The organism is Helicobacter sp. NHP22-001 (genome assembly GCF_030270165.1).
Taxonomy (GTDB): domain Bacteria; phylum Campylobacterota; class Campylobacteria; order Campylobacterales; family Helicobacteraceae; genus Helicobacter; species Helicobacter gastrofelis.
In genome coordinates, this window is the sequence record NZ_BSWS01000001.1 from 266,551 (window position 1) to 291,268 (window position 24,718).

The following is a 24,718-nucleotide window of genomic DNA, read 5'->3' on the forward strand; positions in this document are numbered from 1 at the left end:
TTTATTCTAGCTTGAAGTGGCTTAAGAAGGAAAGGATGCATAGCGTTTTTGCATGGATAGCACTTATTCTAAGCGCGACTAAGCTATTTGAGCGTTTCCTACGCTATCCCACAAAAAACACCTTCACCAACCCAAAACCCCCAAAGATTAAAATGATAAAAAGTGCAAAGGCTAAACCAAAAGCGCGCCCCCCTAAGCTTAAAAACTTTTTTAGCTCCACTTGTAAGCCCAAAGCCCCCATCGCGCACACCAAGCACACCACAGACCCAAAACGCAACATCTCCACGCTGTGTTTGAGCACCTCGGGCGCCACAAAGCCGCCAAATAAGGGCTGTAAGCAAGAGTGCACCACCACCATGCCTAAGAAAATAAAGGCAAACCAAGGCACTTGTAATTTGACCTTGTGCTTGTGTTCAGCGTTCGTGCTTTTTAAGTAAAACGACACGGCTAAAAGCAAGGGGATGAGCATGATCACGCGCACCATTTTTATAGTTACAGCGACCTTTTCGGCTTCTAAAGAAATCCCGCTGGCTGCCCCCGCAACATTGGCGACTTCGTGCAAGGTCGCCCCAATATACACACCCTCAGCAAGGGGGCTTAAGGGCACCCAGCCCAAGTTATAAACAAAGGGGTAAAGAAACATTGCCAAGAGCCCAAAGACGATCACGGTGCCCACCGCCACCACGCCCTTAAAGGGAGGGGATTTAAGCACACTCTCTAAAGCCAAGACCGCCGCCGCCCCACACACTGCACTCCCACACGCCACGAGCATGCTTAAGTCTTTCTCTAAGCCCATTTTGCCCCCCAGCCACACCCCGAGTAAGAATATCCCTACAACCACTACCAACGCCACAAACAAGGGGGTGTAGCCGTAGTGCAGAATATCGTTGATCGTAACATTAAAGCCGTATAAAATAATACCCAAGCGCAAGAGCTTTTTAGCACTAAAATGCACGCCGTGGTGCGTCCAGTAGGCGATTTTTGGGTAAAGAAACGAACCCAAGAGCCCAATTAAAACCGCCACTAACAAGGGCGAAATGTGGTGTGTGGTTAAAAAGGGTAAATGGGCGATTTTTAGCGACACAAGGGCTAAAACCCCTATGACACAAAGCCCTAAGATTGAACCCAACATAATATTCCTATGTGTGTGCATGCCTCAACTTTATTTTATTTCGCTGTGATTAATCTGCGCATTCTATTCAAAGGCGCATGGAGTAATCGCTGTCCGGTTTTTAGCATATTTGCAATGGCAAAGGGCTTAAAGATAATTTTTTTCGGTATTAACGCCCCTAGAGCGAAAGGCACATGGGCATTATCTATGTTTTTTAGTCTCAAGCTGTCGACTCCAATCATCCAACGCTGTTTACATATACTCTAATCCTTTTGGGGAAGATGAGTAAAAAACTAAATTTTTACCCTTTACACATGGTGGTTTTAAGCTTTAGGGTTTCTAGTGTATAATGGGGGCTAATTCTTAGGTTTGGGAGGATGGCATGCCCATTGATTTAGCCGAAGTTACGGGGCAAAAGGCGGCGATGGAAAAAAAGAAACACGAGCCTAAGATCGCCAATGGCTTAGATAAAGACGCTTTTATGAAGCTCTTTTTAGAGCAACTCAAAAACCAAGACCCGACCGCCCCGATGGAAACGGATAAAATCATTAGCCAAACCGCCCAACTCTCGCAAGTGGAAATGCAAGAGGAGAACAAAAAGGCGATGAAGGAAGTCGCCGATGCGATGCAATCTACGAGGGACACAAACAAATCCTTAAAGGATTTTCAGGGCAAGCTTAAAGAAACCTTAGACCACCTAGATCAGGGCGTGGACAACACCTTAAAAAGCAACTTGGCGATGACGCAGGCGAGCGGGCTTAACAGCGTGTCGATGATTGGCAAAATCGCCGAAACCGATGTCAAGGGGATCAATGTTACAAAGGGCAAGGTCGAGTTTTCGCTCTACTTTGACGAGCCCATTAGAAACAGCGAGGGCAACACGGGGGTGCAAATCTTTGACAAGGATAAACAATTGGTCCGCACCCTATCGCTCAAAAGCAAAGAGGGGCAGGGGGGGTATGTGCGCTTTGAGTGGGACGGCTTGAACGATCAAGGCAAGCCTGTCGCCCCGGGCACTTATGAAGTCTTTGCCGAGTATAATTTAGACCCCAAGAGTAACAAATACCTACACACCCGCATAGGGCGGGGTGAAGTGCAAAGCGTGGTGTTTGAAAAGGGCAAACCGATGTTACGCATGGGCGAAATGGTCTTGCCAATGGATAGTGCCCTAGAGTTTTACGATCGCAACACCACCAGACGAGAAAAAGAGCAAAGAGAAAACGCCGTGCATTTTGTGCCCGAAAAATCTGCTCCCAAACCCACCGCCCCTACACAAGCGGCTAAACCCACAAATTTAAACAATCTGCCCACTCTTGCCAAAACCCCCACCGCCAGCCACGCAGGCACAGCCCAAAGCTTCAACGCCACCACCCACGCCCCAACAACCCCCCTAGCGCATAACACGCCTCTAAGCACCCCTAGCCACACAAACCCCCTAAATGCCCCACACACCGCGCAGACAAGCGCATTAAACCAAACACCCAGCCACGCCCCCCAAAGCCCGCATGTGCCACACACACAAAGCCCCCTAAACACCCCACACACCGCCCAAAATGGCGGGCTAAACCAAGCCAGCAGCCACAGTCCTTTGAGTGCAGTGCAACACAGCACCAACAACCACAGCCCGCTCAATGCACCTAGCCCCTTAAACACCACAGCCCACACTGCACAGGGCACGCGCCCCAATCAAGGCTTTAACCACGCCAGCACCACTAGCACAGCACCGCACACACACCGCTTAAATCCTTTGGAACAAGCCAGCACCCACGCTAACCCCACTTCTAAGAGTCTTGCATGAACGACACCCTTTTAAACGCCTATTCAGGCATCAAGACCCACCAGTTTGGCATCGACAGCCTTTCTAACAACATCGCCAACATCAACACGGTGGGCTATCGAGAGAACACCCCCGAGTTTAAATCCCTTTTCTCCGCCCATTTGGACACTTTGGGGGCGAGCAATGTTACCGCCGATGATCGCAACTTTGGGGTTACTAAGGGGAGCAACGCCATTTCCGATCGCGATGGCGAGTATATGCCCAGCGATGGCGAGTTCAACATGGCCTATCAGGGGAGCGGGTGGTTCATTGTGGGTCCGAATAAAAACGGGAGCATGCAGATCAATAAGGATGGCTACAAGCAGGCGCAAGAGAACTTTTACACTAGGGAGGGCAATTTTTTAAGGGACGCGGATGGCTACATCGTCAACACGCATGGCTACTACCTCTATGGCGTGGATTTACATAAGATTAAAAATGGGGTGTTGACAGCGGGCAACCCCGATGAAGAAGCCAAGATTTTAAAAAGCGGCAAACTCAGCACTTTATACTTGCCCCGAGATGTGCAATACCAACCCGTGCTGACCACTAAGGTGGACATGAGTCTCAATTTAAATGCCAAAAACCATGTCCGCCCCGCTGAAGAGTATTTTTTAAATAAAGATGGCGAGATCATCAACGAGCGCTTTTTAAACCAAGACGCCAACGCCCTAGCCAATGACGACAACGAGCCTTTGGATCTAGCCATGCACCGCAATTTGGAGATCATGATGGTTAAAGGCGACATGGCGCAGGACTTGACCTTTAAATACGGCACGGGCGGGCCTGAAAAAAACGAGTTCCACACTCTGGGCGATTTAAAAAATCTCTTAAAAACCAAAGCCAACTTAGATTTAACGATCGCCAAAAGCAAGCCCGATCAGATCAAATCCCCACTCATGCTACAGATCAAAAACCCCACAGACCCCGAAGCCACGCTGTTTATCGGCGGGCCGATGGCGGAGAAACTCGGTTGGACGGCGAGTGGGATGATCCTTAAAAAGGGCGAAACGCGCGACTCTGTGGGGATTAGAATCCCCTTTTACAGCACCACCGCCGAGATTTACGACAAGGGCGGGGATAAGTATTTGCTTAAGAGCGACTTTTTTATGACTAACTCCAAAGACCCGATGGCAACCCCCCCCACCACAGAGAAATGGGATGTGGAGAGCTCCATTATAGAAATGCGTTCCAAGCTGCCCATCACTCCGCAAACCGTGCGCCAAACGATCACCTTTGACAAAGACGGCAAAATGCAGGCCAAGCCCGTTACATTAAACTTTAAAGGCACTCCCTTGACCTACAACATCGCCAAGAGCGAGGATTACCAATCCAGCGATGTGCCCTATGAAGACTCCAAAATCTATCAAATCTCCCAAGATGGCAAGCCTAAAGGCTTGTTGCAAAACATGCGTATCGACGACAATGGGGTGATCCATTTGGCTTTTAGCAATGGAGCGATCGAAACGATGGGGCGGGTGGGCATCGCCGCCTTCACCAATGATCAAGGACTGCGCAAAGTGGGGAGCAATCTCTTTGACATCGCCAATGTTACAAGAAACGGGCGAGCAGCCCCTCTAAGCGGCAACCCCATTTTAGGCTGGGATCGCGATGATGGCAAGTTGAAGTTTGGCAAGGTCATGCATAAATATTTGGAAACGAGCAATGTCAATGCCGGCAGCTCTCTTACGAATTTAATTTTAATGCAGCGGGGTTATTCTATGAATGCTAAAGCCTTCACTACGGGCGATGATTTGGTAAAAGAAGCGATTAATTTAAAGAAGTAGAGCATGTCCTTTTGCAATTACGATGAAAAGGGTTTTGCGCAGTTGGTGCGCTTTTTAGAGGAGGGCGAGTACCAAATCCCTAGGTTTCAGCGCGATTTTGTGTGGAGTAAGGAGCAGGTGGCTAAATTCATAGACAGCCTTGTTAGGGGTTTTCCTACGGGCAGCTTCGTGCTGTGGAAGACCAAAGAGAGGCTGCAGGCCAATCGCAAAATAGGCAAGGTGGAGATTAGAAAGCCCAAAGCAGAGGAGCACATTTATTATGTCCTAGATGGGCAACAGCGCATGGGCGCGTTGTTTGTGGTTTTTAAGGGCTTGCAAATTGAAAGAAAGCGCAAGAAAGACCACTACCAAGAAAAGAACACCCAGCAAGAGACCCCCGTAACCAAGCCCCCAAAAATAGACGATTATAAAGACATCATGCTAAGGCTAGAAGCCGATGAGGACAAAGATTTTTGTTTTGTGGGCGACCCTAAAGCCGAGCTTAATGAAGTGGCGGTGAGCGTCTATGACCTCATCACCCAAAGCATTTTGGAGATACAAGAAAAATACAACTTGAGCCTGCAAGAGGCGAAACGCTTTGAAGAGTTTAAAAAGCGCATGGAGAATTACCGCTTCCCCATTGTTGCCATTGACAACGCCCCACTAGAGCAAATTGTGGAGATTTTTGCACGGATCAACACGGGCGGGACAAAGCTCACTCCCTTTGAAGTGATGTGTGCAAAATTTTACAGCCCTGCAAAAACCGACCCCAGCCAAACCATCATCATCAAGCCAAAATTTGACTTGCAAGAGTGCTTTGAAAACCTCACAGATGAGCTGGGGCACTTGGACTACGCCTTTAACCAGCCTATGGTGGTGCTGCAACTCATTTCGTATTTATTGCACAGCAATGCGTCTAATTTAAAAGCAAGAATCTCCATCCCCACCATTTTAAAACTAGAACCCGAGAAGGTGCAAGAAACATGGAATTTTGCCGCCCCCTGCTTTTCTCGCGCCGCCCACTTGCTCAAGCACGACTTAAAAATCCCCTCTTTTGACTTTTTGCCCTCAGTGGGTCTATTCATGCTTATGGCGTATTTTTACGCCCTAAGCGGATATAAAAGCCCTAACGCTAGCCAAATCACCAACTTAAGGCGACTCTTTTTTAGGGGGGCGTTTTTTAGCACTAAAACAGATGGGGACACTCTGCTGAAGCAATTAGGTTTGGTGAAGTGCATTTATGAAGAAAAGCCCATTGATTTTAAAAAAGAACTCCCATTTTATAGCATCACCCAAGAGTTTTTGACAGGAGAGAAAATCAACATTAAAAGCGGATTGCATCGGGGGGTTTTATGTGTGCTCGCCACTTTAGAACCTAGGGATTTTGATAACAATAGTAAAGTGGTGCTCGACAATCTCTTTTTGCAAAACACCAAAAAACGCAACCTACACCACTTCTTCCCCAAAAACCACTTAAAACACATAGCCCCCAAGAGCAACCCCGATGTGATCGCCAATGTGGCGTTTTTAAGCGCACAGCTCAACCAGCATATCAAAGACAAGCCCCCTAAGGTTTATATCCCCGAGTTTCACGCCAAAAACCCCCATTTGCAAGATAGCCTCAAAACCCATTTAATCGACATAAACGACCCTAAAGTGCTTGAGAACTACCAAGACTTTTTAAAACTGCGTGCTACGGCGATTTTAGACAAAATCAAAGAGCTGACTTAGTGGGTTTAAACGCGGAGCAATTACAAGCCACCAAAGCCCCCTTAGGGGCGAATTTAGTCATCGCCTCAGCCGGCACGGGCAAGACCTCCACCATTGTGGGGCGGATTTTACACCTGCTAGAAAGCGGCATTGACCCTAAGAAAATTTTATTGCTCACCTTCACCAACAAGGCCAGCCAAGAAATGAAGGCAAGACTCGCCCAGCACACAGACAAAGCCGCCGCCATTGAAGCGGGGACCTTCCACGCCATCGCCTACCGCTACTTAAAAACCTTTGACCCCACGCTCTGCCTCAAACAGCCTAGAGAAATGCAAACCCTGCTTAAAAGCATTTTAGAGCAGGACCACAAGACCAAAGAAGACGACGCCTATGGGGCGAGCCACTTATACGATCTACACTCCTACTATATCAACGCCCAAAGTAAAGAGAGTTTTGCCGATTGGCTCTTAGGGCGCAACGCCAAACAAGCCGACTACATTCAGCGTTATGAGTGTGCCCTAGAGCTTTTTAACGAGCTTAAGAGAGAACAAAACTATGTAGACTACAACGACTTGTTGCTGCGCTACAAGGAAACCATGGCGCAAAAGCCCCCTGCCTTTGTAGAAGTGCTGTGCGATGAATACCAAGACACTAACCCCTTGCAAGACGCGGTTTTAGACGCGTTGCGCCCCCAAAGCCTTTTTTGCGTAGGCGATTACGACCAAAGCATTTACGCCTTCAATGGGGCGGACATTTCTATTATTAGCAATTTCGCCACGAAGTACAAACAAGCTCAAGTCTTCACCTTGCAGAAAAACTACCGATCCAGCCGTGCGATTTTAAGCCTTGCCAATAAAGTCATCGCCAACAACCCCCGCATTTACCCCAAGCAATTGGAGGTGGTGAAAGCGGCTAACCCCTCCACCCCGACCCTTTTGCAATATGGCGAGCTGTTTGAGCAATACAAGGGCATTGCGGCACACATCGCTAGGCGGGGGGGGTTTGAAGACACAGCGATTTTATTTAGAAACAACTCCAGTGCTGAGGGGTGCGAGGCGGCACTAAGGGAGCTTGGCGTGCCCTCAAGGCGCAAGGGGGGGGTGGGGTTTTTTGACACCAAGGAAGTGAAATTACTCTTGGACACTTGCGCTTTTTTGAGCTACTCTAAGGACATGATGGCGACCATGCAGGTTTTAAGCCATGGCAGCGGGATTGGCAACGCTCTAGCCAAAGACCTTTATTTAGCCCTGCAAATTTTAGGCGATGGCAATAGCCTACAAGGCTTGTTAAAGCCCAACAACAAGAACCCCTACCCGCAAACTAAACGCCCCCAAATGGGCTTGTTTGAATCCATTCTGCCCCCAGCCACCCCCACCCACCAAGTGAGCCCTGCGTTTAAAAACCACCCCCTACTCACCCACCCCAAACTCAGCCAAACCGCCGCCACTTTTTTAGACCAACTCTACACCCTTTGCAAAACTTATAGCCCTAAGTTGCCCGCCCATAGCCTAACCCATATTGCTAGGTCGGCGTGGTTTGACAACATCACCCAAAGCCTAGCTAGAGAGCGGGCGAAACTTAAAGATGGGCGCGTGGATGAAAAACTATGCGAGAGCGCATTAGATAAGATCAAACAAAGGGTGGATTTATTGGTGCAGCTTGCCACAAGTTATAAAGGTTTGCGCGACTTCTTGCACGCAATGGTCTTAGGCTCTAAAGAGATGGCAAGCGGCAGTGGGGTGCAGCTTTTAAGCGTGCATGCGAGCAAGGGGCTGGAGTTTGACACGGTGTATGTGATCGATCTGATGGAGGGGCGCTTTCCTAACCTCAAGCTAGCCAAACAAAGTGGGAGCTTGGAGGAAGAGCGGCGGCTGTTTTATGTGGCGGTAACCCGCGCTAGAGATCATTTATATTTGTCCTACGCCAAAGAGGATAAAATGAAAAAGACCGCTTATGAACCTTCGCGCTTTTTAATCGAGGGGGGGCTGATAAATTCTAAAGATAAAGATTATTAATTTTAGATACAATCAAGGGGTTGGAGTGCCAAAGGGAGATCATGGAAAAGTTTGTTGATAAGAATTATTTTTTGGTAACCAAAACAGACACAAAGAGCAACATCACCTACGCTAATAAACCTTTTTTAGAAATTTTGAATTGCCATGAGAGAGATATTTTACACAAACCGCATAATATTGTCCGCCACCCTGACATGCCCGCTTTGATCTTTAAGCTCATGTGGGAAACCATCACCAAACAAAAAGAAATCTTTTCCTATGTTAAAAATAAAACCTTTGACGGGCATTTTTATTGGGTTTTTGCCAACATCACTGCTTCCATCGATGAGCAACACAACATCATTGGCTATTACTCTGTGCGGCGTGCCCCCAATAAAAAAGCCCTAGAGATTGTCATCCCCCTTTATGCCCGTTTGTTAGAAGCCGAGAAAAAGAGTGGGGTTGCTGAGAGTGAGCGGGTTTTTGAAGAGTTTTTGCTCAAGCAAGAATGTAATTATGAACAATGGGTCAACCAACTCCAACGCCTATGAGGATGCACATGCTTAAGTGGTTCAGCACTAGCCCGGATGTTTCTTTAGCTAAAATCCAAAAATTCGCCGCCCAAATTAGAGACGGCTATTTGGAGTGCCGCATGACAGAGATCGATGAGGCAGGTCCTTATAGCCAGATCATGCACGATTTAAACGATTTCTTAGACCAAGTCGAATCGGTGTTTAGGGAAATGAATGCATGCGTGCAGGCGGCTAAGGAGGGCAAGGATTATCGAAATGTTTTTGAAGAGGGCTATCGGGGGATTTTTAAACAATACGCCACGCATGCTAAGTCCCATGTCGATGGGATCATAAAAGCTAATAATAGCGAAATTGTGTTGCGTTTAGCAGAGATGGGTGGGGGAGCCAAGGGCATTTTAGAGGTGCTTGGTGAATTATCTGAGCGTGTTAAGCAATGCTTGGAAAACAAAGAGTTAGCCCAAAATATCGAGGCAAATTCTTTAAAAAGCCAAGATAAAATCCACGGCATACATACAGACTTAGACGATCTCAATGCGAGCTGTGCGAATACAAATGCCGTGATGGATGAACTCAAAAGCAACATGGAATTCATCATGCAGGTTACAAATGTGATTAGCGACATTGCCGATCAGACAAATTTACTTTCACTCAACGCCGCCATTGAGGCAGCCAGAAGCGGAGAGTAGGGCAGAGGTTTTGCGGTGGTGGCTGATGAGATCCGTAAATTAGCCGAGAGGGTGACCAAAGAGGTCAACAACATTAAAAGCAGTTTTAGTAGTTTTGAAGAAGAGATTAATAAAGTGGTCGCCGCTTTCGTGGAGGTGCAACGCTTAAGCACGGGCATTAACGCACATTTTGAGGAGTTTTTAAAGGTGTTGGAGGCGTTCGTAGATGATAGCCATAGAAGCATAGACAATAACCAAGAGCTTGAAATAGGTTTAAACCATGTCATGCACCATATTGAGTGGATTGTATTAAAAATGCATGTCTATCGCAGCGTGTTGACCAACAAGACGGACATCGCCCTAGACAAAGTCCCTAAGCAAAGCTTGCTTCTTGTCAAAGAGGTGATCGGGCACATCAAAGAGCACTACAATTTAGATGAGGTGGAGCAAATGAGCGCAAGGCTTAAAAAGTTGGATGAAATCCAAATCTCTTAAAAACAAAGGGTAACGATGAGATATGTTAAAAATGCATTTGTAATTGCGGTATTTTTGGTGGTTTTTATCGGTGGGCTTAGTTTTGAACGCTTTGTTTTAGGCAAACACCAAAAGAACCAAGAGAGTAGCATCACTTTACAGATCAAAAGCACGCAAGCTTTAACCCCTAAAGCTTATAGCGCGCATTTTATCTTTAGCGCGAGCCAAGAGCTCTTAAAGAGCCAAACCTTAAGCCCTGAGCAGGACAAGGCGATCAAAGAGAGTTTTAAAGAGATCAACGATTTAGTCCAAAAGAGTCATTTATGCCAACAAGCCACCTACAGCTTGCACCCCTACTACAGCTTTGGACCTAAACAAAATTTAAACGGCTACAACTTGCAAGGTGTGATGGATTGTAAAATCCCCGCAGACAAGCTCAAAGCCTACGATGATCTAAAAGACAAAATCTCTCAAGTGGTGTCAAAAACTGGGCTCATTTTACCAAGCACCCCTGCCCTTTACCCCCAAGTAGAAGAGGTGGATTGGAGTGTCTTGCGCCAAGACTTGATTAAAAAAGCCCAAGAACAAGTGAGCTGGATGGGCAAACAATTCAAGAAAGAATGCCATATCCAGCATTTAGACTTTTACCCCAGCCCCGTCCCCACCCGCTTTAAAACCCAAGGCACCCCAGCCAAAGAGGACTTCATGCTCTCTGCCCGCCTAAGCATTGGCTGTTAGGCCTTGCGGGCTAAAAATGAAAAGAGCAAGTGTTGCACAAAGAGACGGCACTTGAGTATGTAATTACACGCCCGCATGAGATGAGAGAAAAACTTAAGCTTGCCCTTAAAATAGTCCGTGCTGGGTGGGATTTGTGAAACGAGCTCATCCACAAATAGGGCAGGATTTTTAAAAGTTAAGCAAGAAACCTTATGTGTGTAGTAGGCATCGATGTAGGTGTCTACGGGTAAAATCCATTGCTCGGGGCAACGATCGATGAGCTTTTGCGCCCCAAGCGGGCTTAAGATATACCCCTGTGTCCCCATGCCCCCCATAGGACTAAAGAGCTGATCAAAGTGATATCCCTTAGACTTTGTCAAGCAGTGGCGTTTAAAGTAAGGGGCAAAAAGCCGCACCATTTGGGCTTTATTTGTGTAGAGACCCTCTAACCCTAAAGCGCATTTTTCAAAAAACTCAAAAGTGGGTAAAACATCGTCTTCTAACGCAATGATGGGTTTTTGCAGTTTCACGCACTCTTGCCACAACAAATAATGGCTGGCAAAGCACCCCAGTTGCCCGAAGCTTTGGAAGTTCACACGGCTTTTTAAGGCAAGGCGCATTAAACTTAATCCCTCTTTAAAGTCGGGCAGGTGGGGGCTAAAATTGTTAAACACGGCGTGGGTGTGGGTGTAGGTGATGCCCTTAGCTAAGAAGTCCTTATGCCCATGGACAGCGTTAAACACTTGTATAGAAAAACCCTTGTGGGGAGTTCTCTCCAAGAGATAGTTTAAATGCCACAGTAGGGGGGCAATGTCCCTAGCGGAGTTTTCTAGGTGTATGATGTAAATGGGGATATTTTCATTCAACGGTCACACTTTTAGCTAAATTGCGGGGTTTATCTACATCTAACCCTTTTAGTTGCGCCATTTCTAGGGCAAAGAGCTGCAAAAGCACGAGCATATAAAAAAACTCGTTCATGTAGTGGGGATAGGGTGGAGTTCTTAAGTAAAAGGTGGCAGGGGCGACCTCTAGGGGGCTTAGGGCGAAAATCAAAGAATCGCGGGCACTGAGCTCCTCCACATTGCTTAAATTCTTAGCAAAGAGTAGGTTTTGTGGGAGTAAAGTCGTGCTTAAAAGAGTGCTATCGGCTAGGGCGATGGGCCCGTGTTTCATCTCGGCACTGGCGTAGCCTTGTGCGTGCACATAGGCGATCTCTTTGAGTTTGAGCGCGCCCTCAAGCACAAGCGGGTAAAACACCCCCCGCCCCATGAAAAAATACCCTTTTAAATCCCTTTTGGCTATTTGGATGCTCAAGTCCTTAATTTGGGTGTGTGCCTTTAATGCCTCTTGCATGGTGTCTAAACTTGTGCTTAAGGCTTGTAGGTGGGCTTGCTCCTCTTGAGGCTCTAAAGTCCCTCCTAAATTGGCAAGTTGCAAGGCTAAAAGCCACAGCACCAAAACTTGGCTGGCAAAGGCCTTCGTGGAGGCCACAGAGCGTTCTAGCCCCGCATGCGTTAAAAGCATGGCATCCACCAAAGCACCCATGCTCGAGCTTTGGGTATTGCAAATGCCAAGTGTCTTTAAGCCTAGAGTCTTGGCAAGTTTTAACGCCTCTAGGGTGTCTGCGCTCTCTCCGCTTTGCGAGATGGCGATGAAGAGCTCGCCCTTTAGCGTGGCGGGCTGGGCGTAGCGGTATTCGCTGGCTAGCTCCACCTGCACCTTAAGCCCGGCTAAACTTTCGATCAAGTATTTACCCACGAGTCCAGCGTGGTAACTTGTCCCGCACGCACAAATGCTAAGACAGCTCACCCCCTCTAAAAAGCCCTCGGGCAACTCTAGGCTAACGCCCTTGGGGCTTAAGCGCCCAAGCAGGGTTAAAACCCTGCCCTGCTCGTAAATCTCTTTCTCCATATAGGTTTTAAAGCCCTCTTTATCGCCCTGCTGGCTATCTGTGGGGACGCTATCTAGCTTGCCCAGCTTTTCTAGGTTTAAGGGTCTATCCGCCTCAAGCACACCCACCACCCCATCGGCTAAACGCACCATGTGGCTAGCTTTGCCCACTAGGGCACTGGGCGCACTGGCTAAATAAATCCCGTTTTCACCTGTGGCGATGAGTAGGGGCGAGCCTTGTTTGGCGTAAAAAATGCAGGTGGGCAACTTGTCGCAAATGAGTAAGATCGCATATGCCCCCTCCAACTGGGTGATAGTGCTTTTAAAGGCTTGTAGGGCGGTTTTAACGCTGATATGCGTTTCTTGACTCAATGCCTCTTCAAATAAATGGGCGATCACTTCGCTATCTGTCTGGCTAGAAAAAACATGCCCCTTTTCTTGTAGCTGGGCTTTTAATGGGGCGAAGTTTTCAATGATGCCATTGTGCACGATGGCGCAGGATTTGTAGGCGTGCGGGTGGGCGTTGGCTTCTGTGGGCTTGCCATGGGTTGCCCAACGGGTGTGCGCAATGCCCACGCCTAGCCCGTTGGATTTGAAGTTGTGGGTGCGCTCTTGCAGGGCTTGCACCTTGCCGCTCACTTTAAATAAGTGCAAATGGGGTTTGTCAGCCTCAAGCACCGCTAGCCCTGTGCTGTCATAACCCCGATATTCTAGTTCCTCCAAACCGTGGATCAACAGCTCTTTTTTCTCAGCAAGCCCTAAATAGCCCACAATTCCGCACATAAAATTCCTTTAAAAAACCAACATTTCTCGTTTATATTTGTTGAGGGCGTTGATGGCCTCTTTGAGTTCCTCCACTCTTTCGCCAATTTGCGTGTAAAACGCCATGTCCAAAGTGGGCGGGATGTCCAAACTCCCCCGCTTCATTAAAATAAAATCGCTCAAACTCAAATGGGCGATCCTTAGTAAAAGCTCTACCTCTTCCTTGGCGTTTTCAATGTCCTTGATGATGAGTTCTAATTTTTCAAACACTTTAGCTCCCTAAACCTAGACTAAGTAAGGTGTGTAGGTGCAAAACCCCCAAGACTTGATTTTTACTATCACACACCACTAAGAGCGAGATTTGGGTTTGCTCAATGAGCTCTAGTGCCTCCACCACGAGCATGTCTAAGTCGGTGATGATCCTAGGTTTTAAGGTGGCGTAGTTTTTAGCCGGGGCGTTTAAATCAAAGTTTTCCGGCTGCAAAAGGGCGCGCCTAATGTCCCCATCGCTTAAGACCCCCACTAAATGCCCCCCACTATCCACTAAAAGCGCATTGCCTAGCCCCTTTGCGGTCGCCTCCAAGAGCGCCTCGTGCAAGCAACAATTGGCATCCACTAAGGGTAAATTGGTGGTGCGGTAAATGTCTTTCACCCTTAAATGCATTTTTTTACCCAAGAGTCCGCCCGGATGGCTCTTGGCAAAGTCCTCTTGGCTAAAGTTCTTATACGCCATCAAACACACCGCCAAGACATCGCCTAAAGCCAGGCTTAGGGTGGTGGAAGTCGTGGGGACTAAGTTAAACCCGCACGCCTCTTTTTTAATTTTTAGCTCTAAATGATAGCTTGCGCTCTTAGCAAGCGAGCTGTTTTTGTGCTTACTCATCGCCACAACCCCGGCACATTTGATGTAACGCAAGGCTTCCAACAGCTCCACGCTCTCGCCCCCATAGCTAATGGCTAGGATTGCATCTTTTTCACTAACAATCCCCATATCCCCGTGCATGGCTTCTGTGGGGTGTAAAAACACCGCCTTCGTGCCAGTGCTGGTGAGCGTGGCGGCGATTTTGTGTCCAATGTGCGCGCTCTTACCCACCCCCATCACCACCACAAGCGGGGCATTGCCCAACAGCTCTACAATGGGCTTTAGGGTGCTGTGGCTTAAGCCACTCTTGGCATCTTGCAGCGCCTCAATGGCTAAATCTAGGCTCTGTGTAGCAAGGCGGGCGTAGTCCATTATTTGCGCACCTCTTTTTTCAGCAGGGCTTTTTTAAGCACGGGAATCAAAGCCCCATAGCCCTCTTTTTCCATGTCCTCTAGGGGGATAAACTTTAAGGCCGCGCTGTTGATACAATAACGCAAGCCCCCAAGCTCTTTAGGTCCGTCCTCAAAGACATGCCCTAAGTGTGCGTGCCCCACACGGCTTTTAACCTCAGTGCGGATGCGGTTGTGGCTGGTGTCCTTGGCATAGCTCACGACTTCCTTTTCAATGGGCTTAGAGAAAGCGGGCCAGCCGCAACCGCTGTCAAATTTATCGGTGGAGAGAAACAAGGGCTCGCCCGTGGTGATGTCTACATAAATCCCCGGCTTGTCTAGCTTGTCGTATTCGTTGTCAAAGGGGCGTTCGGTGTGGCTCTCTTGGGTTACCTTATACTGCAAGTCGGTAAGCTGCTTTTTAAGCTGCTCAAGGCTAGGTTTGTGGTAGTCGTTGGGGTCGATGATGACCTCATCGGCTTTTTTGAGGTCAATGTGGCAATAGCCCCCGGGGTTTTTCTTTAAATAGTCTTGGTGGTATTCCTCTGCCACCACGAAGTTTTTTAAAGGCTCTAGCTCAATCCTTATTTTCTCTTTGTAATGGCTTTGTAAATGGGCTAGGGCTTTGGCGATGATGGGCTCATCGGCTTTGTCGGTGTAGTAAATGCCCGTGCGGTATTGCCGCCCCTTGTCATTGCCTTGTTGGTTTAAACTCGTGGGATCGACCACTTTAAAGTAGTAGAGCAAGAGTTTATCCAAACTGATTTTAGAGGGGTCAAATTCCACTTTCACGGTTTCGGCGTGGTCGGTGTTGTGTAATTCGTGGTAGTTGGTTTGATCGCTCTTGCCATTGGCATAGCCCACTAGAGCGTCCTTCACCCCATAAATCCTCTCCATATACGCCTCTAAACCCCAAAAGCACCCTCCGGCTAAATAAATTGTGTGCATTTTCACCTCCGCCGCATTTAAGCTTGCTGCCGCCACTAAGCCTAAAACCCACGCTTTCATCAGCTCACAAATACATGGCTTACGATCGCCGGGTATTTTTTGGTGTGCCTAAACAAGGCTTTTCTTAAGAAGTTGCGGACACTTTCGTCTAGGTATTTGTGGTTACCCAAAATGTCTTGACGCAAGGCTTTGATGTGAAGGCTCAGCGACCCGTGCAGCTCTTTTAAAAACGCCCTCTCCTCTTGCATGTTTACGATGCCAAGGCTTGTGAGCTTAGAAGCGGGCATTAAATCCTGCCCCTCTTTGGAGATGAAGAGCACCGCGCTTAGTAGCCCAGCGCTGGCGATTTCTTGGCGCTCTTGCACGATTTTTTCGGCAATACTGGTGTTGTTCGTGTTGTCCACATAGTTTTTTCCGCTCTTAATGCTCTTGGTCTTGCGCATGAAGTTAGGATTCACCTCCACTTGGTCGCCATCCTCCATTAGGTAAATGTTCTTTTCAGGGATTCCGCAAGAGATCGCCGTTTCCTTGTGTTTGGCGACATGGTTATACTCGCCATGCACGGGTAAAAAGAATTTGGGCTTGATGAGGCGCAACATTAATTTCTGCTCCTCTTGGGCGGCGTGCCCGCTCACATGCACATCAAAGGCGTGGTGCACGACTTGCGCGTCCTTTTTCATTAATAAATTTAAAATGCTCGACACGCTCGCCTCATTGCCCGGGATCGCCTTAGCCGAAATGATGATCAAATCGCTAGGCTTAATGCTGATGTGGCGGTGCTCATCGGTTGCCATGCGATAAAGCGCGCTCATGGTTTCGCCCTGCGAGCCGGTCGTAACGATGAACACCTCATGGTCGGGGTGTTTCTCCACCTCGTGCGCCTCAATGAAGGTTTTTGAGGGCAGGTGGATGTAGCCTAGCTCTCTAGCGATGTCTAGGTTTTTCTCCATTGAACGCCCGATCACGGCGACTTTGCGGTTATGGTTTAAGGCGTGTTGGATGGCTTGGTAGACGCGGTGGATGTTGGAGGAGAAGGTGCTCATGATCACCCGCCCCTTGGCGTTTTTAAAGAGGTTTTCAAACACGGGCCCCACACTGCTTTCACTGGGCGTAATGCCCGGTTTGTAAGAGTTGGTGCTATCACTGAGTAAGAGCATCACCCCCTGCTCCCCATAGTGCGCTAGGCGGTAAAGGTCGGTGGGGATGTTGTCTACGGGGGTGTGGTCGATCTTAAAATCGCCCGTGTGGATGATCGTGCCGACTTTAGTTTGGATCGCTAGGGCACTTGCGTCTATGATGGAGTGGGTGATGTGTATCCACTCCACGACAAACTCCCCGATTTGGATCGGCTGGCGTTTTTGCACGATTTTAAAGTAGCTTTTGAATTTTTTTAGCCCATGTTCATCAAATTTATTGCCAATCATGCCAAGACTTAAAGGCGTGCCATAAAGGGGGAATTGAAATTCCTTGAAAAGATAGGGCACCGCCCCGATGTGATCCTCGTGGGCGTGGGTGATTAAAACGCCCACGATTTTATCTTTAATGCTGTGTAGGTAGCTAAAATCGGGGATCAAAATATCCACGCCATACATGTCCTCGCTAGGAAAGCTCATCCCAACATCAATGATGATAGCCTGGTTTAGGGTTTCTAGCACCATCATATTGCCCCCAATCTCGCCTAAACCGCCAAGGGGCGTGATTTTCACCCGTGCCTTGACATTTAAATCTAGTTTGTAGTGGGGGTTTAGGTGGTTGATGTGGATTTTATGGTTTGCCTCCACGCCCTGTTTTAATTCTTTATGAAAGCCCAAATTACCCCGCTCGTTGGCTTTGGTGATGTTTTTCACCCCGCTTTGCTCTTGCATGCGGGGGTTGTTGTTGATCGCCTCCCTGCCTTGTTTGATGCGGTTATTAAAGCGGTTTTTATGGAGCCTTTTATTGTTTTGGGGGGCGTTGCCACCTTGGGGGCTTTCTTGATTCTCCCGGACTTCTTGGGCGGGGTTTTCATGGTTTTGGGGGTTTTGGTTATTTTTGTGATTGCCCTCTGCTGGATTGTCTTTAAAGGGATTGTTTTCCATGTGTTGTCCTGTTTATTTTTTTGTGAAAGAATTGCGCTAAACTGACATAGTGGGCGGGTGCCACTTGGTGGGGGCGGGTGGAAAGCTCCAGCCCGCTTTGGGTGAAAAACTCTTGGATTTGCGCCACGGGGTAGGTTTTTTTAAGGTTGTTAAAAAGGGTTTTGCGGTTTGCCTGAAAGCACGCTTTTAACACACTCTCTAAGAAAGCAAGGGGCATGCACTCTTGCTTTGCCTCGTTGGTGGGGGCTTTGAGTAGGCGCATCACGGCAGATTGCACCTTGGGGGGGGGGTTGAAGGCTTTAGGGGGGACTTCAAACAACAATGTGCGCTCAAGACACACACTGGCACTTAAAACGCTCAAAGCCCCGTAGTCGCTTTCATTTGCAGCGGCGCAAAATTTCAGCGCCACTTCCTTTTGCACCATCACCACCATCCCCACGCAAAGCGCATCTTTAAGGCATCTTGTGAGGATCGGCGTGGCAATGTAATAGGGCAAATTGGAAACCAAAAAATAGGGCTTGGGGTGCAAAAAAGCGCACTGAAAGACCCCAAGCCCTCCAATTTGTTGTTTCTCTCCATCCTTGACCCCTTTGTTTTGCATCACATCGCCCACAACCAAGTCCAAACGCCCCGCCAATGCCCCTAAAACCGGTTTCAACCTTTGGGCTAAACGGGTATCTACCTCGTAGGCTAACAAACTTTTGGGTGGCTTTAACCTGCTAAGCAGTCGGCTTGTCAAATCTCCCAAGCCAACCCCTATTTCCACAACTTGCACGGCATCGGCAAAGTGGGCGTGGGGGATGGATTGCAAGATCTGCTCTAAATAGTGCGGGTCGTGCAAAAAATGCTGCCCCAAAAGTGCCATAATTTCACTTTAAAAACTTTTAGCTATTTTAACATGGGCTAGCTTAAGGGCTAGACTTTGCAAAAAAAGGGGTTTTATGTTTGTGTGTGCAGGTAACACAGAGAGTTTTGCTTGCGCTAAAAGTGTGGGCGTGGGTTTGGTGCAAAGCACTTTAAATTTAAGTCGCCTATGTCTGCTTGAAAAGCCTAAAGAGATCATTTTTATCGGCACAGCGGGCAGTTACGATTTTTCTATGCCCCTTTTAAGTCTTTTTATCAGCCACCAAGCTACGCAAATTGAAGAGAGTTTTACATTAAAGCATAGCTACACCCCCCTAGACAATGGTGTGCAAGCGCAAGCGCAACCAACTTTAGATTTACCGATAGCCCTTGTCAATAGCAGCAACTACATACACACAGACGCCGACTTCTCTAAAGCCATGTGCCACGCGGGTATTTTGTTAGAAAACATGGAGTTTTTTGGCGTGCTTAGTGTGGCACAATGTTATGGCCTGCCATGTTTTGGGGTGTTTTGTGTTACCAACTACACCAACGCCCACGCCCATAGGGATTTTATAGCAAACCACGAGCGCGCTAAAGAGCGTTTGGAAGGGCTCATCAACCAACTTAAAAAGGAACAAAATGACTAACGAGTCGGAAAACACACCGCATTTTCACGCCCTGATCCCCTTTGGGATCTTCATTGGGATTTACCTAGGCACAGGGTTTTATTTAGAATTTAGCGGGGTGAAAATGGGCTTTTACAAACTACCCGGACCTGTGGCGGCGATGGTGGGGGTGGCGGCCGCCTTTATGCTCTTTAAAGGAAGCTTGGAGCAGAAGTTCAACGACTTTTTAAGTGGCTGTGGGGACAAAAACATCATGACCATGTGCGTGATTTACCTACTTGCCGGGGCGTTTGCGGTGGTGAGCAAGGCGATGGGGGGGGTGGATGCGACCGTGAATTTGGGGATCACCTACATACCCCCACAATATCTAGCCGCCGGGATTTTTGCCATGGCGTCCTTCATTTCTTTGGCGATTGGCACGAGCGTGGGGGCGATTGTCGCCTTGGGCCCCATTGCCGTAGGGTTAGCTGAGGAAGGGCATTTGTCCTTAGCCTTGGTCCTAGCCGCTCTTATGGGTGGGGCGATGTTTGGGGACAATTTGTCCATCATCTCGGACACCACGATCGCCAGCACCCGCACGCAAGATGTCGGCATGCAGGACAAGTTTAAAATCAACCTTTACATTGCCCTACCGGCGAGCGTATTGACCCTAATCTTGCTCTTGATTTGGGGGCAGCCCCCCCACGCCACGCCCGTGCATGCCCACAGCTATGAACTCATCAAAACCCTGCCCTATGTCTTTGTGTTGGTGTTGGCACTCTTGGGGGTCAATGTCTTTTTGGTGCTCTTTAGTGGGATCGCGCTTTCAGGCGGGATTGGGCTTTATGGGGGGCATTTTACTTGGCTCTCTTTAGGGCAAGAAGTTTATAAGGGTTTTTCAAGCATGCAAGAGATTTTTTTGCTCTCTTTGCTTACGGGCGGGCTTGCTTACATGGTGGATAAAGAGGGGGGGGTGGCGTGGATCATCTCTAAGATCGAGGGTTGTATTAAGGGCGCAAAGAGCGCGAAAGTGGGCATTGCGGCGTTGGTGAGCCTTGTGGATTTAGCAGTGGCGAACAACACCGTGGCGATCGTGATTGTGGGGGCGATCAGCAAGAAAATCAGTTTAAAATTTGGGGTGGATCGGCGGGAAAGTGCGGTGATTTTAGATGTTTTTTCGTGCGTTTTTCAAGGGATTATCCCCTATGGAGCGCAAATGTTGATTTTGCTTAGTTTTGCCAAAGAACATGTTGGGTTTTTAGAAGTGGCGGGGTTTTTGTGGTATCAAGGGCTCCTAGGGCTTTTTACTTTTCTTTATATTTTTTGGGGGGCGTATAGTCAAGTGGTTTTAAAAAGACTGCCCCCCAAATAGTTATTTTTTATTCACTTTGTGGTACTCGTAAATGAAAGGCACGCCCTTGATAAGCCCCGTGTCTAAGATCTTTTTGGTTACCTTTTCCACTTCTTGGACTTTGTCATCGGGGGCATCTGCCACTTTGTAGGCGGTGGCGTAAACTTTTTGCAACAAGTCCACTTTATCCCTCGTGTTGTGGGCTTTTTTGACTTGCTTTAAGATGTCGGCGGCTTTGAGCGTGGATTCATGCCCTAAAAAGCCCACCAAGACCATGTGCACATTGGCTTCTTTCAAGCGTTTGTCGATCTGCTCCAATTCGTGGTGGCAGTGCGGGCACACGGGATCGGAGATGATGTAGAGGTTCTTTTTCATCCCGGGGGTGGTGGATTTTAAATCGATGGCGTAACCCTGGGGCAAGCCTTCAAAAAGGGCATTTAGGGCTGCGCTATTTTGCTGTTTAAAGTTGTAGCTTTGGGTGTCGTGGTAGATCTGTTGCACGAACTCGGTGTCTTGTTTGCTCTTGCTAAAAAAGATATTCGTAAGTCCTAATACCAAATCCCCATTTTTATTCACCAACAAGGGGATTTTATATTTTGTGTCGGGGTCTTCCACCACCACCACTTGAAACTCCCTATTAGACTTTAGGGACTTAACCTCTAGCACGCTGACTTTTTTATGGATTTGTTTGTCGATGAGATCCACCACAGCCTGCCCTACCCTGCTCTCAACCGCCCCCACAAGCCCCACACACAAACTCAAAGCACAGAAAAATCTACGCATATCTTCCTCTTTATAAAATTAAAATTCAGCCGCCCATTCTAGCATTAAAAGCCTAATAAAAATCTTGCTGCGCTATAATGCCGCCTATGCTGGATTGGTTAGTCTACATGAGCGATCGCCATGTGCAGGGTTTTTTACTGCTCTTTTTGCGCTTAAGTGGGGTGGTCGCGCTCTTTCCCTTTTTTGACAATAATTTGATCCCGGTGTCTGTGCGTGGGGCTTTGAGCTTTTTTTTAACTCTGGTCTTTTATCCCTCCATGCCCCCTAGTCCCGTGTTTTTGCGGGCTGAGGATTTTTTAATCGCTTGCTGTGCAGAGGCATTTTTGGGGCTGTGCGCCTCTTTCTTTTTGCATGTCATCTTTAACGCCATCGCCTTTGCCACAGACACGATCAGCTTTTCCATGGGGCTTACCATGGCAAGTGCCTATGACCCCGTTTCAGGAGCGCAAAAGGCAGTGGTGGGGCAGGTGGTCCTACTCTTAGCCATTTTAACCATGCTCCAAACCTCTATGCACCACTTGGTGATCTTGTGGGTGCAACACAGCCTAGAGCAAGTCCCCTTAGGGGGCTTTGTGCTCTCTAACCACATCGTTAAAGCGAGCGTGCAAGCCTTGGGGCATTTATTTGTCGTGGGCTTTAGCATGGCATTTCCTGTTTTGGCGATCGTGATGTTTAGCGACATTGTCTTTGGCATGATCATGAAAACCCACCCGCAGTTTAATTTGCTCGCAGTGGGTTTTCCCCTTAAAATTGCGATCGCCTTGATCGGGCTGATCTTGGTTTTAGGCGCGATCATGCACCGCTTTAAAGATGAATTGTTGCAGGCATTCCAAGCGATCACAAAATTATTTTAAAGGCAGAACATGGATTTAATCGCATTTTCCAAAGCTTTAGAAATCGGGTTAAATTTGCCCCAAATCCCCTTAGAGGTGCAAGAAGTGCGCTTGCAAGAGGCACACGGGCGTATTTTGGCAGTAGATTTGCACGCTAAAGACCCCTTGCCAAAAGCCACAAACTCCGCCATGGATGGCTTTGGCTTGCGGCTAGAGGATTTGGGGCAAACTCTACCCATTGCTAAAACCCTTTATGCAGGCAGCCCCCTAGACACCTTACCCCCTAAGGCGTGCGCAAAAATCATGACCGGTGCACTCGTGCCCGATGAGGTGGATGTTATCGTGCCTTGGGAGAAAATGCAAAGTTACAACGAAACCCACGCCACAGCTCCGCTAGGTTTTAAAAAGGGGGCAAATATCCGCTATGAGGGAGAAAACATTAAAGTCGGGGATTTACTCTTAAGCAAGGGCACACGCCTAAAAACGGGGCACATGGCTTTGCTTGCCTCGCAAGGGCTAGCCACTTTAAGCGTTTTTAAAAAATTGAAAGTAGGGGTGTTTAGCAGCGGCGATGAGGTTGTGCCTTTAGGCAGTGTTGCTAAGCCACACCAAATTTACGACACAAACGGGGTTGTATTGGTGGCAATGCTACAAAATTTGGGCTTTGAAGCCACGCATTTAGGGCATTTGCCCGACAATTTGCAAGAGCAAAGCGCACGCTTAAAAGAGGCGTTGGCTTACGATGTGCTCATTAGCAGTGCCGGGGTGAGTGTGGGCGATAAGGATCATTTTAAAGAGGCTTTGGCGCACTTGGGCGCAAAAATCCACTACCACGGGGTGCATGTCAAACCGGGTAAACCTATTTTATGCGCCAGTGTGGGGACAACACGCATCTTTGGCATGCCGGGCAACCCCTTAAGTTGTGTGCTGACTTTTTTAGCCCTTGTGCGCCCCGTGCTTTGCAAACAAGCCGGCAGCCACACACAAGAACCCCCCATTAAGGCACGCCTCAAAAGCCCCTTAAATTTAAAGGGGCAACGCACGTATTTAATTTTAGGACAGCTAGAAAATGGGGTCTTCACGCCCTACAAAGACAACGCCTACGGGGCGGGGGCGATCGATGCGCTGAGTGGCGCAAATGCTATGGCTTGTTTGCAAGGGGGGGAGCAAGAGGTGTTGGTGTGGCTCTTGCCCTAGAGCAACTGGAAACCATAGGTTACGGTGAACATTAAATGGCTGCGGCCCGAATCCACATTGTGGGGTAGGCGAGGGGCGTAGCTATTGGTCTCAGTGTCCCATGAACCGCATTGATCAGAACCCTCAAAGCCATAGCCAAGACAATAGCCTTTTTTGGTGATGTTGTTGTAATACTCTAATTTTAAGTCGAACTTCAAATTGTAACGGCTCAAAAAGTAGCCTAAGAACAAAGCCACGCTTTGTTCATTCGCTCTAGGTGAGGTGGTTAAACGCCCCAGCACCTTCCAAGTGATGCCATGGAAACGTGAGCCAAAGTATAAAAAACCATTGAGCGCGTCTTTGCCGACGATGTTGTTGATCTCGGCGTCGTAAATGCTGTTGGTCCAAATGTTGTAACCCAAGGGGTCGCCATAAATGCCGATGTCGCCGTTGGCATTGCCGATGTTCTTGTAAATACTACCGCCAAATTGCCATTTATTGTAATAAAAGCGGGAGCGGAAAAAGAGGGTTTGCCCGGCTTTGCCCATGGTTTCTTGCCCAAACAAAATGATGTCATAACCCCGCCCAGAGGGGGGAAAGAAGGGGAAGAAGCCTACAAAAGTGCCGACCCAACGGAAACCTTTATTTCTAAAGTGGGGGTTGGTGTCGTAGGTGATGTTGATCCCGGGAGCGTTCATGCGTCCAAAGATCGAATAAAAATAGGGGTTGACTTTCCAATGGTCTTTTTGGTATCTAAACTCGGCGATCATTAAGGGCTTACCGCTGGTGTAGTAACGCCCAAAGGGCCAGAACCAGTCGCTAGACGCAGAAGCCCTAGCGTCCGAGTAGAGCACCCTTAATTTATAGTCCTTGTATTTGACATACCCTTCTACACCTTGACTAAAGGAGGTGAACCAGTCGTAATCGGAGAGCTCATAACGCCCCCCCTTAATGCCGAAAATCCCCTTGTAGTCGTAGCTCAAGTAGGCGTTGTGCACCATGGCGTAGCGGGGTTGTTGCACATTTAAACCGCTATGCCCAGCATACCACCCGATATATTCCCAAAATATCCCCCCATCGTGGTTATAATAATTTTTTCCCCCATTGACCGCTGGACCGCCCGGCTGCCCGGGTGCGATGTCGTTGCCTTGATACGCCGTAGAGTCATAGGGCAGGGCAGAGAGCATGCCCCCCACTTCGGCGTGCAAGCCCTTATAAAGGTCCATGCTGACATTCATTTCGGCTAAAAGCGAGGTGTAACTGCCCGTCGGGTAAATGAACTTGGAGGGGTTGTATTTTTTGTTGTTGAAGCCATAGAGCGTGTAACTGCTCAGTTTCCCACTAATGCTCATATCAAAAGCCAAAATGCGTTCTGAAACAAGAAGCATAAGAACAAGCCACTTATGGGC

The 24,718-nt window shown here is 48.2% G+C and carries 20 protein-coding genes and 1 pseudogene; 11 read left to right on the forward strand and 10 right to left on the reverse strand.

Features of this window, described 5'->3' with window-relative positions; all coding sequences use genetic code 11:
* Positions 1-103 precede the first annotated feature (103 nt).
* Positions 104-1,132, reverse strand: coding sequence for a YeiH family protein (locus QSJ47_RS01440; RefSeq protein ID WP_260321604.1), 1,029 nt, complete (start codon positions 1,130-1,132; stop codon positions 104-106).
* Between the two features lie 361 nt (positions 1,133-1,493).
* Here QSJ47_RS01440 and flgD point away from each other — a divergent pair, with 361 nt between their 5' ends.
* From flgD to QSJ47_RS01475, 7 genes and pseudogenes are all read left to right on the forward strand, one after another.
* Entirely contained in the window at positions 1,494-2,909 is a 1,416-nt protein-coding gene (gene flgD, locus QSJ47_RS08250) for a flagellar hook assembly protein FlgD (protein ID WP_285602195.1), read from the forward strand.
* Positions 2,906-4,714 (forward strand): flagellar hook-basal body complex protein, encoded by a 1,809-nt coding sequence (locus QSJ47_RS01450; RefSeq protein WP_285602196.1) that lies wholly within the window; start codon positions 2,906-2,908, stop codon positions 4,712-4,714. The genes flgD and QSJ47_RS01450 overlap by 4 nt, the downstream gene beginning before the upstream one ends.
* A gap of 3 nt (positions 4,715-4,717) precedes the next feature.
* Positions 4,718-6,424 carry a GmrSD restriction endonuclease domain-containing protein gene (locus QSJ47_RS01455; RefSeq protein WP_285602197.1) on the forward strand — a complete coding sequence of 569 codons (1,707 nt, stop codon included), beginning with the start codon at positions 4,718-4,720 and terminating at the stop codon, positions 6,422-6,424.
* Positions 6,424-8,418, forward strand: a complete 1,995-nt coding sequence (locus QSJ47_RS01460; protein ID WP_285602198.1) for an ATP-dependent helicase — start codon at positions 6,424-6,426, stop codon at positions 8,416-8,418. The genes QSJ47_RS01455 and QSJ47_RS01460 overlap by 1 nt, the downstream gene beginning before the upstream one ends.
* A gap of 41 nt (positions 8,419-8,459) precedes the next feature.
* Positions 8,460-8,948: a PAS domain-containing protein gene (locus tag QSJ47_RS01465; protein ID WP_285602199.1), complete on the forward strand. Its 489-nt coding sequence runs from the start codon at positions 8,460-8,462 to the stop codon at positions 8,946-8,948.
* A gap of 191 nt (positions 8,949-9,139) precedes the next feature.
* A pseudogene (locus QSJ47_RS01470) lies at positions 9,140-10,090 on the forward strand (methyl-accepting chemotaxis protein).
* A 15-nt stretch (positions 10,091-10,105) separates the two neighbouring features.
* Positions 10,106-10,807, forward strand: coding sequence for a hypothetical protein (locus QSJ47_RS01475; protein ID WP_285602200.1), 702 nt, complete (start codon positions 10,106-10,108; stop codon positions 10,805-10,807).
* On the opposite strand, the gene QSJ47_RS01480 is transcribed toward QSJ47_RS01475, so the two are convergent.
* Genes QSJ47_RS01480 through rsmA form a run of 7 tightly spaced genes read right to left on the reverse strand, consistent with a single transcriptional unit; the run spans position 10,804 to position 18,580 of the window.
* The gene (locus QSJ47_RS01480; RefSeq protein WP_285602201.1) at positions 10,804-11,652 is read right to left on the reverse strand and encodes a glycosyltransferase family 25 protein; all 849 of its coding nucleotides are present in this window, start codon (positions 11,650-11,652) and stop codon (positions 10,804-10,806) included. The genes QSJ47_RS01475 and QSJ47_RS01480 overlap by 4 nt on opposite strands.
* Positions 11,645-13,459, reverse strand: coding sequence for a glutamine--fructose-6-phosphate transaminase (isomerizing) (gene glmS, locus QSJ47_RS01485; protein WP_285602202.1), 1,815 nt, complete (start codon positions 13,457-13,459; stop codon positions 11,645-11,647). The genes QSJ47_RS01480 and glmS overlap by 8 nt, the downstream gene beginning before the upstream one ends.
* A gap of 9 nt (positions 13,460-13,468) precedes the next feature.
* The gene (locus tag QSJ47_RS01490; protein WP_221271972.1) at positions 13,469-13,708 is read right to left on the reverse strand and encodes a DUF2443 family protein; all 240 of its coding nucleotides are present in this window, start codon (positions 13,706-13,708) and stop codon (positions 13,469-13,471) included.
* Between the two features lies 1 nt (position 13,709).
* A complete protein-coding gene (locus tag QSJ47_RS01495; RefSeq protein WP_285602203.1) occupies positions 13,710-14,672 on the reverse strand; it encodes a KpsF/GutQ family sugar-phosphate isomerase in 963 nt (320 codons plus the stop codon).
* Positions 14,672-15,637, reverse strand: coding sequence for a peptide-methionine (R)-S-oxide reductase MsrB (msrB, locus tag QSJ47_RS01500; RefSeq protein ID WP_285602355.1), 966 nt, complete (start codon positions 15,635-15,637; stop codon positions 14,672-14,674). The genes QSJ47_RS01495 and msrB overlap by 1 nt, the downstream gene beginning before the upstream one ends.
* A 59-nt stretch (positions 15,638-15,696) precedes the next feature.
* Complete coding sequence (locus tag QSJ47_RS01505; protein WP_285602204.1) at positions 15,697-17,715, reverse strand: ribonuclease J; 2,019 nt, start codon at positions 17,713-17,715, stop codon at positions 15,697-15,699.
* Positions 17,696-18,580, reverse strand: coding sequence for a 16S rRNA (adenine(1518)-N(6)/adenine(1519)-N(6))-dimethyltransferase RsmA (rsmA, locus tag QSJ47_RS01510; RefSeq protein WP_285602205.1), 885 nt, complete (start codon positions 18,578-18,580; stop codon positions 17,696-17,698). The genes QSJ47_RS01505 and rsmA overlap by 20 nt, the downstream gene beginning before the upstream one ends.
* A 76-nt stretch (positions 18,581-18,656) precedes the next feature.
* Between rsmA and QSJ47_RS01515 the strand changes: the two genes are divergently transcribed.
* Together QSJ47_RS01515 and QSJ47_RS01520 are read left to right on the forward strand one after the other, a co-directional pair.
* Positions 18,657-19,208: a phosphorylase family protein gene (locus QSJ47_RS01515; protein WP_221271977.1), complete on the forward strand. Its 552-nt coding sequence runs from the start codon at positions 18,657-18,659 to the stop codon at positions 19,206-19,208.
* On the forward strand, positions 19,201-20,538 hold the full coding sequence (locus QSJ47_RS01520) for a Na+/H+ antiporter NhaC family protein (RefSeq protein WP_221271978.1): 1,338 nt from the start codon (positions 19,201-19,203) through the stop codon (positions 20,536-20,538). The genes QSJ47_RS01515 and QSJ47_RS01520 overlap by 8 nt, the downstream gene beginning before the upstream one ends.
* On the opposite strand, the gene QSJ47_RS01525 is transcribed toward QSJ47_RS01520, so the two are convergent.
* Positions 20,539-21,300: a DsbA family protein gene (locus QSJ47_RS01525; RefSeq protein ID WP_285602206.1), complete on the reverse strand. Its 762-nt coding sequence runs from the start codon at positions 21,298-21,300 to the stop codon at positions 20,539-20,541. It abuts the gene before it with no gap.
* Between the two features lie 86 nt (positions 21,301-21,386).
* On the opposite strand from QSJ47_RS01525, the gene fliR reads away from it, so the two are divergent.
* Entirely contained in the window at positions 21,387-22,154 is a 768-nt protein-coding gene (gene fliR, locus QSJ47_RS01530) for a flagellar biosynthetic protein FliR (protein ID WP_221271980.1), read from the forward strand.
* A 9-nt stretch (positions 22,155-22,163) separates the two neighbouring features.
* Positions 22,164-23,330 (forward strand): molybdopterin molybdotransferase MoeA, encoded by a 1,167-nt coding sequence (locus QSJ47_RS01535; protein WP_285602207.1) that lies wholly within the window; start codon positions 22,164-22,166, stop codon positions 23,328-23,330.
* Here QSJ47_RS01535 and QSJ47_RS01540 read toward each other — a convergent pair.
* Positions 23,327-24,697, reverse strand: a complete 1,371-nt coding sequence (locus QSJ47_RS01540; RefSeq protein ID WP_285602356.1) for an outer membrane family protein — start codon at positions 24,695-24,697, stop codon at positions 23,327-23,329. The two genes, QSJ47_RS01535 and QSJ47_RS01540, sit on opposite strands and share 4 nt — an antisense overlap.
* Positions 24,698-24,718 lie beyond the last annotated feature (21 nt).